At 49.7% G+C, this 12527-nt stretch carries 11 protein-coding genes; 8 read left to right on the top strand and 3 right to left on the bottom strand.

What is annotated here, in order from left to right; genetic code table 11:
- The first annotated feature begins 3 nt into the window (after positions 1–3).
- A complete protein-coding gene (locus SH451x_RS14250) occupies positions 4–111 on the top strand; it encodes a PEP-CTERM sorting domain-containing protein (RefSeq protein ID WP_479357651.1) in 108 nt (35 codons plus the stop codon).
- A gap of 317 nt (positions 112–428) precedes the next feature.
- On the opposite strand, the gene SH451x_RS14245 is transcribed toward SH451x_RS14250, so the two are convergent.
- Positions 429–1361: an HDOD domain-containing protein gene (locus SH451x_RS14245; RefSeq protein ID WP_479357650.1), complete on the bottom strand. Its 933-nt coding sequence runs from the start codon at positions 1359–1361 to the stop codon at positions 429–431.
- 175 nt (positions 1362–1536) lie between these two features.
- Between SH451x_RS14245 and SH451x_RS14240 the strand changes: the two genes are divergently transcribed.
- On the top strand, positions 1537–2085 hold the full coding sequence (locus tag SH451x_RS14240) for a DUF456 family protein (protein WP_479357649.1): 549 nt from the start codon (positions 1537–1539) through the stop codon (positions 2083–2085).
- 179 nt (positions 2086–2264) lie between these two features.
- On the opposite strand, the gene SH451x_RS14235 is transcribed toward SH451x_RS14240, so the two are convergent.
- Complete coding sequence (locus SH451x_RS14235) at positions 2265–3494, bottom strand: ISL3 family transposase (protein ID WP_479357648.1); 1230 nt, start codon at positions 3492–3494, stop codon at positions 2265–2267.
- 224 nt (positions 3495–3718) lie between these two features.
- On the opposite strand from SH451x_RS14235, the gene SH451x_RS14230 reads away from it, so the two are divergent.
- Positions 3719–4453 carry a PEP-CTERM sorting domain-containing protein gene (locus SH451x_RS14230; RefSeq protein WP_479357647.1) on the top strand — a complete coding sequence of 245 codons (735 nt, stop codon included), beginning with the start codon at positions 3719–3721 and terminating at the stop codon, positions 4451–4453.
- Here the strand turns inward: SH451x_RS14230 and SH451x_RS14225 are convergent.
- The gene (locus tag SH451x_RS14225; protein ID WP_479357646.1) at positions 4443–5087 is read right to left on the bottom strand and encodes a hypothetical protein; all 645 of its coding nucleotides are present in this window, start codon (positions 5085–5087) and stop codon (positions 4443–4445) included. The genes SH451x_RS14230 and SH451x_RS14225 overlap by 11 nt on opposite strands.
- 538 nt (positions 5088–5625) lie before the next feature.
- Here SH451x_RS14225 and SH451x_RS14220 point away from each other — a divergent pair.
- The 5 genes from SH451x_RS14220 to SH451x_RS14200 all read left to right on the top strand — a co-directional run bounded on the left by SH451x_RS14220 (position 5626) and on the right by SH451x_RS14200 (position 12454).
- On the top strand, positions 5626–6858 hold the full coding sequence (locus SH451x_RS14220) for a cation:proton antiporter (RefSeq protein ID WP_479357645.1): 1233 nt from the start codon (positions 5626–5628) through the stop codon (positions 6856–6858).
- A 401-nt stretch (positions 6859–7259) separates the two neighbouring features.
- Complete coding sequence (locus tag SH451x_RS14215) at positions 7260–7565, top strand: hypothetical protein (protein ID WP_479357644.1); 306 nt, start codon at positions 7260–7262, stop codon at positions 7563–7565.
- A 311-nt stretch (positions 7566–7876) separates the two neighbouring features.
- Complete coding sequence (locus tag SH451x_RS14210; RefSeq protein WP_479357643.1) at positions 7877–10246, top strand: SurA N-terminal domain-containing protein; 2370 nt, start codon at positions 7877–7879, stop codon at positions 10244–10246.
- 221 nt (positions 10247–10467) lie between these two features.
- Positions 10468–11673 carry a bifunctional glutamate N-acetyltransferase/amino-acid acetyltransferase ArgJ gene (gene argJ / locus SH451x_RS14205; RefSeq protein ID WP_479357642.1) on the top strand — a complete coding sequence of 402 codons (1206 nt, stop codon included), beginning with the start codon at positions 10468–10470 and terminating at the stop codon, positions 11671–11673.
- Between the two features lie 190 nt (positions 11674–11863).
- Entirely contained in the window at positions 11864–12454 is a 591-nt protein-coding gene (locus tag SH451x_RS14200) for a GNAT family N-acetyltransferase (protein WP_479357641.1), read from the top strand.
- The last annotated feature ends 73 nt before the right edge of the window (positions 12455–12527 follow it).

Below are 12527 nucleotides of genomic sequence, written 5' to 3'. Positions count from 1 at the left end.
ACCGTGACCGCGAATCCAGTCGCTGTGCCTGAGCCGACATCTTTGGGGATTCTGACCTTAGCTGGTATCGGCATTCTCAGGCGTGCTCGCAAGGGCAAGAAATCGCTGTAGGTAGCGAACCAAGAAACTGCGACATGCAGTAAATAATTTTTAGAAATGTCGATTTTGAGAAGGAAGACATCGAATCGACAACGGTCCACCGATTATGTTTCGGTGGAAGTAGGCCGTAGGGATCGCGAGTTCCAGCATGTCCCGACTGTTAGTTTCTGAAATTGCAGCGAAGCTCACACGGTTCTCAAGCGCGGATTGATGTTTAAATCTGCTACCGTGGAGACTTAAAATTTGTTGCTTCGCCGTTCAACTATGTGCCGTTCGCAGGTGACATCCAGGCAAAGCACGTTCACTCAGGTGTGAGTGCGTCGATTAGGTTACTTTAAAACCTTAATATTGGGGATAGATCGGGCGGCGTGGACGAGCCACATTTCAAGCGTCTTCTTGGGTGGTGCGAGCTTGAGCAGCGGAGCAAATTCGGCTGAGATCGTGTCGACACGTGTGAACATTGCTACAAAGTCAATCGCAACACCGTGCATTAACAAATCAATGGCCTGGAAAAAGCGATGTTGTTCTGGCCACTCTTCATCGGCACACGATGGTGTCATGGCCGCGACCGCGACGCAGGCTGCGTCCAATCGAGGTTTTGAACCATCAAGTAGTGCTAATGGATTCGCATGTTGCTCAATCAAGTCTGCAAAGGAATCTGGCAATGACCAGTTGCGGCAAAGTGCGGCGGCAGCTTGGGCGTGGTTCCAGCCGAGTTTTTCTCGTTCAATTTCTGACAATCGGCGATGCAATTGCGCTCGTTCGCTGATCATCGGTTCGTAAATTTCGGGGATCGCTTTTAAAAGAATAGGAATTGCAATGTCTTGAAGCAGCGCCGCTGCAAACAATTCTTCACTGTTAGCAAGCTTCAACGCCTTGCCGAACTCGCGTGAAAGGATGCCGCGGCGAAGCGAGTCTTGCCAGAGTTTTTTGAGGTCGAACGAGCCGAATTTGGGGCTTGGAACAAGACTAAAGACGGCACTCCAAAGTGCAAAGTTTTGGATGGGACGAATGCCGACGAGTGCAATCGCTTGCTGAACGTTGGTTATTTCCCTAGAAAATCCGAAGTATGACGAATTGACAAAGCGGAGCACTTGGCCCATAAGTCCAACGTCAGCTTCAATTGGTCTGGCGAATTCGGCTGGTCCTGCTTTTTCATCTTGAGCAATTCGTAGGATTTCGACAGCACTGGTAGGAAGTGCAGGCAATTGTGTCGATGCAAGGACATCGTTCAACGATAGATTCATAGTATTCGTTGACATGCGACAGCCGTCGGAGAGTGTTTGTATGTGGCGATGCGTATTTAGACTACTCGTAAACATAGCTTGGCTTTCAAGGCTCAATGATGAAATCGTCCTTAGATTGGGTGGTGGTTAAGCCTTGCATCAAATCGAAAATCGTCATAATCGGTTTAACTCTTACGAACGGATCTGAAGAATGTATATCGATGTTTTGATTAGTATTTGCATCACGTTGTTCGCTTTGACGGGGTTGGCGATAACGATTGTTGGGCTGCCTGGACCGTGGATATTGGTCGCAATTGGGGCGGTGATGACGTTTTACTTTAGCGACTCGCGGTTGCCCGCCATGTCGATATTTGCGTTTGCCTGTATCGTGGGTATCGCTGCACTGGGCGAATTAATCGAATTTGTTGCAGGCGCGGCGGGTGTCAAGAAGACTGGTGGTTCGCGCCGCGCGGCGGCATTGGCCATTGTTGGGTCTATTGTCGGAGCCATCGTGGGACTGTTCGTCGGCACCCCCGTGCCTGTCATCGGTTCAGTCGTCGTATCGTTGCTATTGGGAGGGCTTGGGGCATTTACTGGCGCGGTCTTAGGAGAGCGTTGGAAAGGCCGCGTGTGGGACGATTCGATCGCCGTCGGTAAAGCTGCATTTTGGGGCCGCCTCGCAGGAACTCTCGGCAAAGTCATCTGCGCAGCAACGATCATGTCGGTCATAATCGGAGCCGCTTGGCTACCTAATTCTTAATCGCCAATGCTTAAGGCGTTTGCCAGAAATTACGGCTCAGGCCCATTGTCAGCAGATTCAAACTTTCAAAAAAGTCAATCGTTGTCGAAGCGAGCGAAGCACGAAGGTTTGTATCCCCCGCGAGGAAGTAAGAACACGCCGAAGAACCGGATGAGCTAAACAAAATGGTCCATCCGGGATTATCGTGGGTAGAGATCTAATCCGCCGCAGTGGAAGTAAACTGCAGTCTTGAAGTTCTCTACGTTGCGATAGCCGCCTACTCGCCTTTTGATCGACATGATCTTACTGTTCATCCCTTCGGCCACTGCGTTCGTGATCCGATGCGTACAGTAACTGACTACGTTGCCCAGTCGCTCTTTGATCGTCCGGGCTACGGACTTCATCGGCTCAAGTTTCGTATGGATCACGCTGCGATACCACTTGTTAAAATACTGCGTCGCTGTGCTCGCATCGCACTGGTCCCAAAGTCCTCGAAGAATTTCTTTGGAGCACCAAGCTTTCGCTGTTTGCATCGTACCATGATAAATCGAGGCGAACGTTTCGCTTTGTGCTTCGCTCAAACTCTCTTCGCCTTTGAGCCACAAGTATTTTGTCTTGCTAAGACGATCATCTCCCAACGACAGCAACGAGCGATGCTCTTGCCGACGCACTTTATCAACCGCCTTATTCGCTAACTGCATCACATGAAATCGATCATGCACGATCTTCTCTTCAGCAAGGGGAATTGTTTCTTTGGTGGCTCGCACAAAGCTCGGGCTCATATCCATAGCGATCGCTTGTACTGAAGCGATTTGATCCTCAGAAAGCTGAGAAAAACAGGCTTTTGCACTCTCGACATCATGCCCTTCACTTATAGCTTCGACCGTACTGTTTTGCAGATCGTAGAGCATGGTCACATAGCTATGACCTTTGCGAAAAGCTTTTTCGTCGATACCAAGGTGCGGGATTGGTTTGGCTTGCTTGCGAGCTTGGCCACGATCGACAGCACGCTGCAGGATGTTCCAGGCTTGGTCCCATTTAATGTCTAAGATGTTCATGGCTCCTTTGACCGTTTGCGTTGCTCGCAGCACGTCGATTGCCAAACGTTCGAAGAGCAAGGTGAACCGGCTATGCTTTTCTGCCCAAGGCACCGCGACATTCTTGATACCATGCGTGGGACATTGGACGCGCGGAACACGTGCCACAAGGATTGTTTTAAATTGACACGAATCCAAATGCCGCCAGCGTCGCTCTTCGGCATGATCATAGCATGCGCCAGTGTGAGCACACTGCGAGCATGAGAATGTTGCTTGATCTGGGTGGTTTACTCGAACGACAATCTCTTTGGCTACTTGATCCAGAACGACTTCTTGAACAAACCAAGGATTGTTGAGTCCAAGGATGTGTTGGTACAATTCTTTGTCTTGCATGGCTGATTTCCTCCAGCCCAGATTCTACCAACTTCACGAAATTACCGGATGGACCAACAAAATATCTAAACAAGCGAATTGACGCATTTGTTTGAATGAAATTTGAAACGTAACAACTACTATTCTCAGTGCTCTTTATCATAATATACTGATCGAAGCTCGGGCAGCTGCATTTTTATACTCTCTTCATTCATTGTGTCAGGCGTGGTTCCATGAATCGTCAAATGTTTAACCCACTAGTGATGTTGTTGTTATTCCTGCATTTTGGAATTGGTTCGGCGTCGGCAGATGTTATTTTCGAAGATGATTTCTCAACTTCAACCCTTCATCCGTTTTGGACTACTTTAACGGATTTGCCGGGTTCTTCTGTGGTTCAAGATGGTGGGGTGGTTTCGGTTCACAATCCCGTTGCGCCAAACGACCACTTTGATTCCGGTATTCAAACTGTCGGGCGATATGGGAATACTAATTTTACTGCCAGTGTAGATTTTCGAGTTCCTCAGGGGAACGCAATGGCATGGTTGATGATCGGACAAGATGAAATTGTTAGCCGTGATGTATACGGAATCTACTTTTACGACGCTGTCGACTATCGTCGCTGGCTGGAGAATGATCTTTTCTTCGGCAACAATTTCGTGCGTCCGCAGTTCGGGAACGAGCGAACTGGTTGGCACAACTTCGCGATCTCCTACGATTCCGAACTCAAGGTCGCAAGCGCCTTTATTGACGGAGTTCTTTTCGCAACCGACCCTGTCGATCTTTCTAACTCCTGGATCCGATTGAATATGAAGGATGCTAATTTATACGGCAATGGGCCATCAACAGTGCAGTTTGATAATTTTCGCTTGATTGTGGCAGTCCCAGAACCGACGACGGCTTCAGCTATCAGTTTGATTAGCGGGGCAATGTTTTTCGCTCGCCGGCGAAGCCGCAAATTGAAGTCTGCGGTTAAGTTTTAACTGGAAGTCGCTTGCGATCGCGTGCTTTCAAAAACTTTCGCCCGAGAATCGCGGGACTGATGGCCAATAGCAACAAGCTCGTGGTAGGTTCAGGAACCGAGCTAATCGAAACGGTTTGACCATTAGAAAGTACTGCTAAGACAATAGGACCGTTGTTCAAGTTCGTTCCAAACACCGCAGCAATGTTTGCGTTCGGAAAGAGTGCGTTTGGACGAATCGAAACCGGATCACCTACTTGAAACGAAGTTGGAATCTCGAATGCAAACACTGTTAAGAATCCAGTTTCACCAAACGCAACATAATCGCCTGTATTCAGCAGGCTATCGCTGACGACGTCGGAAATGACGATATCTTGCAATGATGTAAGGCTTGATACAAACAATCCAGTAGTGAGTCCTTGCCCGCCTGCCTGTAGCAGCGGAAGTTGTCCAGAGGAAATGTGGTTCAGGTAATTGTTATCTGTGAAAGCTGGAGTATCCAGCAAGAGATCATTCGTCTGCAAGACACCTCCCATCGTCATTAGGAGGCCCTCACTTGTGTCTTGAAACAAGATTACGACATCAGCTTTCGCATGCGCACAGGAGAAGACTGCTACCAGCGAAACTGTCGTTAATTGAAGCAATGTTCTTATCATAATTGAATCGACGATGACGAACCTGAGGATGCGCAAGATTAAAGTTTCGATAATATTCCCCGGCAGAGCGAATTGCAAGCAGCCGTCGATTTACCCTTGGCTCTTCCGACTAACTTCCCAAACGAGGAACTCTTCGCTCAAGGAAAACAAAAGCCAAATCAAGCATTTTGTCAACTTTCAATGTCTCAGTGGCAACTCTTACGCTTTCTGATTCGTTAGGAATCGGAGCCTGAAAAAGATTCACATTAGTGTGCTGCTCCTGAGTCGAAACGCGGTAGGTTGAAGAGGACTGCAAAGCATGGTCTCAATGATCGTTAGAACCTATTGTTCGTTAGGTGGCATTCGCTTTGCCTCCAGCCAGATCTTTATATTGTGTGTCGAGTATTGATCTTTCTGGCACACGGATAGCAGGTCCGGTTCTGCATCTGCGACCTAGTACTCTCTGGTGACATCTTCCTACGTTGCACGCTGAACCACCATTCATTGACGGCCTAGCTACCAACCCGCTTTTACCGCATTAACGTCCTGCCAGTTTCCCATGGACCTGACGCTGCCTCTTCAAGACGTCATCTTGCAATTTACGGTTTTATTGACTGCCGCGCTTGTTGTGCAGTTGACTGTTGAGCGGATCAATTTGCCTGGATTGGTCGGTCTACTTGTTATCGGCATGTTGATCGGTCCTGGCGGCTTTCATGTGCTACCGCGCGAGCCTGTTGTTGAACTATTGGGCCGCGTCGGACTGGTCTACATCATGTTTCTTGCTGGCGTCGAGATTAACCTGGAAGTTGTGCGACAGCATAAACGTGAATCGCTTGTGTTTGGACTAACAGCGTTCTCGTTGACCTTCCTACTTTCCGTTGGAGTCGCGTCGATCGTGGGCCTTTCGTGGCGAGGTGGGCTGCTGATGGGCACTGCACTTTCGTCGCATACCTTGTTAGCGTATCCCATTGTTAAGCGGCTTGGACTGGTGAACCGTCGGCCTATAGTTGCAGCCATTGGCGGGACCGTGTTGATCGATACATTAGCTTTGATCGTTCTTGCGTTGGTTGTGCAGACGGCAAGCACTGGTGAGTCTAACGGACTGAGTTGGCTATTTCCACTTCTGGCGTTAGCGGTTCTCGCGATCATTTCACTGCTCACTCTTCCGCACTTGGGCCGCTACTTTTTCAACCACGCACGGCCGCGACGTGCCGAAAAGGCGCTCTTTGTTTTTGTAGTGCTGTTGGGGTTAGCGTCTGCGACAGAACTGATAGGAACCGAAGCGATCCTTGGAGCATTCCTGGCGGGATTGTGCTTAAATTCCCCTTTGAAAAAGCAAGAAGAACTTCACGAGCATGTTCAATTCGTCGGACGGATGTTGTTTATCCCGTTCTTCTTTATTGATACAGGGATGCGACTTGCACTGGACGTGTTTACCGGGCACTATCGTATCTGGCTCACAGCCGCTTTGTTGTTAGGAGCGATCGTAATCGGCAAAGGCATTTCTTGCTGGCTATGTGGTTGGTTTTTCAACTACAGTAAGTGGGATCGAACTGTAACGCTTGGTCTTACGATTCCTCAAGCAGCCGCGACCTTAGCTGTTACCGTTACCGCAAGTCGTGAAGGGTTGTTTGACTATGAGATGGTCGACGCAGTGATTGTTGTTATCTTTATCACATGTCTGATTGGCCCGTTGATTAGCAGTTACGCGGGTAAGAAGCTAGCGGCTGCGCCCGAGCCCGAAGTGCAGACTGGCGGCGGACAGGATGTAGTCCAGCAGTCAGAAGTATGACGTTCACGCAAGCTTGTTCTTGATGAATCAAAGATCTGATTCAAGTCCTTCCAGAATGTTCGGAAAGACGGGCATCGAGCCTCGTCCTTCGTTCCAAATGAGATCTCCTCATTCAATACCAACTCCGATCGACGGTTAATACCGAGCATTCTTGGCGAACAGCAGTCATGCGCGAGGGTAACTGCAAAGAAATGGATTGAAGCGAAAAAGCGGAGCACCGAACGGGATCGTTTTTTGAATAATGACTGGATTTACGTAGGAAACGCTTGCTGATTCATCGAACCAAGCGTTAGGATAAAGGCTACTTGAGCGGCAAATTGGTTACCGCCGGTCAGTGAGGTTTCCTCTTGGCCTTTCGGCACTACTGCTCCTCTGCCCTGTTTTTTCTGAGTGCAAATCGAATGATTCATCACACATGCGACCGTTGCAAGCAAGAGATCGACCCAAAATGCGACTTGCGGTACGTGGTACGTATTGAGGTCGAGGCGGCTCTGGATCCCTATGAAGACGACTTCGGTTCCGGAATTGACCATTTGGACGAACTGTCTGAAGTGCTTGAAACCGCCGATGATTTCTGCAATTCGTCGTTGGGAGACGATCTGTACCAACGTAAACGCTACGATCTTTGCGGCAACTGCTACCGACAGTATATGAAGAACCCATTGGCTCGTGAATTCAACGTGCCCTTTGGTTTTAGCCAGAACTGAGATTCTGAGTGCAATCGCAGATCAATCGACGGCTGAATTTTGTTTTGAACGAGGTTAGTCGGTTAGGCTGCGGTTTTCGAAAGTCGTCCTGCTGGCAATGCGCGACGTCTTTTCGAGGACCTGCATATCTATTTATCGTAGGTCTTTTCGTAAAAGGACCGCGGCGGAGGCATCTTTTCTAGTAATCCCGCTCGCTGGAGGTGATGTTGGAATTGCGTCAAAACTCCAACTCCCTAGAATTGAGCGGTTTAAGTTCGGCCGTAAAACGCTGTGGCACTCTCAATTTTACCCATACTGCTCAGGTCTTCAGGATGTCGAGTCCGTTCTCCATTTTTCGTAAGAATCAACGTGGCTGGATGGCCGCTCTGGTTGTTTTGGCAATCATTTCCTTTATCGTTCTGCCCGCATTCGATATGGCTAACAGCAATCGAATCGGAGGAGTCGACACGGCTGTTCGCTGGAAAAATGGAAAGATGAGCTTCAAGGACGTTGAAGCTTTGACCCATTCTTACCAACTCTCCTACCAGTTCCTTGACCGACTCGCGCGCGATACGATTCAGCGCGGTGGCCAGCCGAGTGTGCCTAACTTTGCTCAAGAGGGGCAAGAGATTTTTATTGGACTCGAAAGACCTACGAGTCCTGAACTAGTCGTTCAGACGCGCCTGCTCGCCGAAGAGGCCGAACGGCGTGGCGTCGTTGTCGATGATGCAACGGCTGACCTTTATATTCAGCAGTTGACCGCAGGCAAAATCAACCAGCAGCGTTACCTTGAAATCCTCAAAGAAACTGCGGGCCGAGACCTGACGCAACATAGTGTGAATCGTTACATCAAAGATGAAATAAGCAAGCAACTTCTGTTGCAGATGCAAGCTTCCGCTGTCGCGTTCGATAACAGTCCTCTGATTACACCTGCAGCGAACTGGGAGAATTTCCGACGGTTTGAGCAGCGTGCCAAGATCGAAGCGTTCCCTGTGATCACCAATGATTTTATTGACCAGATCAAGGAGCAGCCTACTGATCGAGCGTTGCGCGACATTTATGAGCAAGGTAAAGAGTTTCTGAGCGTTTCGGATTCTCCTGAGTTTGGATTTAGAAAGCGTTATGCTGCTGATGTCGAGTTCGTTAAAGCGGATCTTGATAAATTCATCAACGCTGAAAAGGAAAACGTTACGCCTGAGCAGCTTCAAGCAGAGTATGACCGAAGAGTTGCAGCGGGTCAGTACAAAGTAGAAGACAAAACTGGCGAACTTGAACCTACAGCGGAAGAGACCGCGCCAGAGACAACTTCAGCAACGGAGCCAGCTTCCGCGACTCCAGCAGCCAGCGAGACACCCGCACCGGCCGCAGAGTCGTCCAGTGCGCCGGAGGAAGCTGCGACGCAGGAACCAGAGTCGCCTGCTCCAAGTGAATCTGATGCGCCTGAGTCACCAGAGTCGCCCGCGACTGAGGACGGTGCTTCTGCAGTAAGCTCGAGTGGCTACAGGCTGGTGGCGTTCCAAGACGAAGCTTCCGAAGAAGCTGTCGTCGAGGCAACTGCTTCGGAAGAAACCCCGGCAGTGGCGGAAGAAGTGCCCTCCTCAGAAGGACAGCCTGCAGCCGTCGAACCGAATGCCGACCAAACACAAACAGATGCGACTGCAGAAGCAACCAGTTCGACTTTGACAGTGGGGGATGCCGCTGCCACAACGCCAGCTGCAAGCGAAACGCCAGCAGACGAGAAGCCGATGCGGACTCAGACGCTGGACGAAGTCCGTGAGCAGTTGCTGCTCGATATGGTCCGTGAAACCGCTCGCAACAAGGTTTCGCAACAATTAGAAGCCGTTAAGAATCGAATGGAAGCTTATTCGCTCGATCTCCAACAATACAGATCGGAAACTGAAATGGGAGTTACCGATGTGAGCGAGCCTGCCGTATTGAATCTCGCGAAACTTGCCGACGAATTTGGACTTGAGTACGGCAGTACGGGCATGGTCGACGCCCTTTCGGTCCGCGATTTGGAAATTGGCAAAAGTGTTGTGATCGATCGACTGAATTTTAACATGCCAAGTTTTGCGCAGGCTGTTTTGATACCAACCGTTCCATTGCTTACTCCGGTTGAGTCGACTTCGTTTGGACAAGAGTCGTCTGTTGCCTACTTCCTCTCCTGGAAACTTAAAGAAGAACCTTCGGTGGTTCCACCATTCGAAGCTGTCCGCGACGAAGTGGTGAACGCCTGGAAGCAAGAACGTGCACGCGAGTTAGCTCAAGCTAAAGCAACCGAGCTTCAGCTTAAGTTGCAGGCGAGCGGTGATTGGTCGTCGGAACTAAGCGAGACCGAACAGGCTTTGGTTGTTAAACCCGGCTCGTTCACTTGGCTGCAACCACCTCGCAGTCAGCAGATCATGACATCAATCGTGGAGCTTGTCGGTGCTGTTACGAACGAATTTATGTCAGAGGCCTTCAACACTCCGATCGGGAGCTACGCAGTTGCTGCTAGTGTAAATAAAGATCGATATTTTGTAGTCAAACCCGTGGAACGAACGCCCGGCGAAGAAGATTTGCGATCTAGGTTCGAGAAGAGCCCTTTGCAAACTTCCTCGCAACAGCTAGCCGCCGCACAGAGCCAGTTGGTGCAAGCTAGTTGGTTCGAGAAATTTCGTGATGAAATAGGCTTGGATATGAGTCCAATGTTCCGCCAGTAATTTACGGTCGAAGTGTAACAACTGTTTGCGATCATTCATCCAGCGCGGCGGATGCGTGTCGAACCGTAGAAGGCAGCGGGACGATGCTGGTTAGTTCGCATTTCCGCTGGGGCTTTGGCTCTTGGATTCGAAATCGTTGACGCGGTGTGCTGGGTTGTTGTATGCAATGAAATTTGCGTGTGGCTGTTTGTCGTCTTAGAGTCGCTTGTTCGAGTTAAAACATGAAGCTACCAAACGGATTTCAGTATTCTGGCGTCCCTGCTGGAATTAAGAAGAAACCTAACGCGAAGGATGTCGCGTTGGTCGTTTCGGACGTTCCCTGTACCATCGCCGGGGTTTTCACGACAAATCAAGTTGTGGCGGCTCCCGTGATAATTTCGCGATCACGATGTCCGGGCCGAGGCCTTCGAGGGATCGTAATTAATAGCGGTAACGCGAATGCTTGCACCGGAGATGTTGGGTTTGCGAACGCGGTTAAGATGTGCGACCTTGCCGCCGAATCAGTCGGCAAAGTACGCGAAGAATCATTAACGGGTGAGCAATTTCTGGTTATGAGTACCGGGATTATCGGCCACCAGCTTCCGATGGAGAAGATTACGTGCGGCATACGTGAAGCAGCGCAAGCTTTGGTCAGCGAGGAATCTGGATTTATGCTCGCCAGTGACGGTATCATGACCACTGACGCAACGCGTAAGGTCGGCAGCCGAGAGGTTGAGCTTAACGGGAACTCATATAGTATGGTGGCGATGGCCAAAGGTGCGGGTATGATCGGCCCTATGATGGCCACCATGTTGGGGATTGTCGTTACCGATGTTCCGCTGAATCCTACTCAAGCGCAGCAAGCCTTGCAGTATGCAGCAGACCGCTCTTTCAATTGCGTCAGTGTCGAGGGGCACATGAGTACCAACGACTCGCTAGTCTTGATGGCCGCCGATGCGTCTGACAAGCAATCGCTCGATGAGGCTTCATTCGCAGTTTTTCGCGACGAACTAACTGGTTTGTGCGTTGATCTCGCCAAGATGATTCCTGACGACGGGGAGGGCGCAACGCACTTGTTGGAAATCATTGTCCGAGTCGCAAGAACCGACAAAGATGCTGACATCATTGCTAGATCGGTTGCTATGAGTAACTTAGTAAAAACCGCGATCTATGGTGGGGATCCAAACTGGGGCAGAATTGTTTCCGCAGTGGGTTACGCAGGAGTGCCTGTTCGTACAGATGTCTTGACGCTCGTTTTGAACGGATATCAAATATTTTCAAACGGCCAACCCGCAGCTTTTGATGCAAAAGAAGTCAGTGGAGCGATTAAGAACAATCGAAATACAATCATTGAGCTGACCGTAGGATTTGGCTCTGGCAGCGCTACGCATTGGACCAGTGATCTCGGTTGTGCTTACGTCGAATTCAATTCGGAGTATTCCACATAAATAGAACATGCTTTGAACTTTCCAGTGTTCTGTGCGCCTAAAATGTTGGAATGATTGAGGCAGAAGTCCAATGAGCGGCGTACCCGAAAGGGCATGCCAGCATGGGCTCCTGACGCTTTACCCAACCCGAAGCACTTGCATTACAAACAATTACGTTGGAGAAGTGCTCTTCTAGTGCTGCTGGTTACGCATGAAGAATAACCTTACATACAAACTTGAGGTCTTGAGCCGACGGATTGTACCTGCGAGATTCTTCCAATGGCGTTTGCAGAGGATCGGTCGCATGAATTTGGTAGAGCCGGTGTTGGACTCACCGAGTTCATTGGTAACCGTGCAACTGATGAGTCGCAACGAAACCGAATGTCGTCAAGTCGAGGAGCAGTCTGGCAGCTTGGCTTACAATTTTCGGATGGCTGCGGGTGATTGCGCGGTAATCGCTAAAATAGATTCCAGAGTTGTCGGAGTTTGCTGGCTTGCGTTTGATCGTTACCTTGATCAGGATACTGATACGAACGTGGAGTTGAGTGCTGATGAAGTTTGGTTGTACGGAGCTTGGGTTGAGCGTCAGTATCGAGGACGAGGGGTTTATAGAGACATTGTATCCATGGCGAGTGAACATGCCCGCCGACTCAACAGGAATACTTTTCTATTTGCGGTCGATTTTTCAAACCATGTATCCCGCAGCACGCACGAAAGTCTAGGGGCAAACTGGATTGGCTACGTCTACGGAGTAAAATTGCTTGGGCTTGGTGGTTTTCGCCTATCGCTTCGGCGTGCTTAAATGACGCAAAGGCAGATACTTTAAGCGTATGTTCAGACGCTGATTTCCTGCGTTCGTGCTGTCGGGGAAATCT

The organism is Njordella aestuarii, assembly GCF_056494165.1.
The sequence above is the reverse complement of the archived record's forward strand: the minus strand, read 5'-3'. Positions and strand labels throughout refer to the sequence as shown.

Bases quoted from the DNA above. Each gene is read 5' to 3' on its own strand.
- SH451x_RS14245 (WP_479357650.1), bottom strand. From the start codon at position 1,361: ATGTCAACGAATACTATGAATCTATCGTTGAACGATGTCCTTGCATCG.
- SH451x_RS14240 (WP_479357649.1), top strand. From the start codon at position 1,537: ATGTATATCGATGTTTTGATTAGTATTTGCATCACGTTGTTCGCTTTG.
- SH451x_RS14235 (WP_479357648.1), bottom strand. From the start codon at position 3,494: ATGCAAGACAAAGAATTGTACCAACACATCCTTGGACTCAACAATCCT.
- SH451x_RS14230 (WP_479357647.1), top strand. From the start codon at position 3,719: ATGTTTAACCCACTAGTGATGTTGTTGTTATTCCTGCATTTTGGAATT.
- SH451x_RS14225 (WP_479357646.1), bottom strand. From the start codon at position 5,087: ATGATAAGAACATTGCTTCAATTAACGACAGTTTCGCTGGTAGCAGTC.
- SH451x_RS14220 (WP_479357645.1), top strand. From the start codon at position 5,626: ATGGACCTGACGCTGCCTCTTCAAGACGTCATCTTGCAATTTACGGTT.
- SH451x_RS14215 (WP_479357644.1), top strand. From the start codon at position 7,260: ATGATTCATCACACATGCGACCGTTGCAAGCAAGAGATCGACCCAAAA.
- SH451x_RS14210 (WP_479357643.1), top strand. From the start codon at position 7,877: ATGTCGAGTCCGTTCTCCATTTTTCGTAAGAATCAACGTGGCTGGATG.
- argJ (WP_479357642.1), top strand. From the start codon at position 10,468: ATGAAGCTACCAAACGGATTTCAGTATTCTGGCGTCCCTGCTGGAATT.
- SH451x_RS14200 (WP_479357641.1), top strand. From the start codon at position 11,864: ATGAAGAATAACCTTACATACAAACTTGAGGTCTTGAGCCGACGGATT.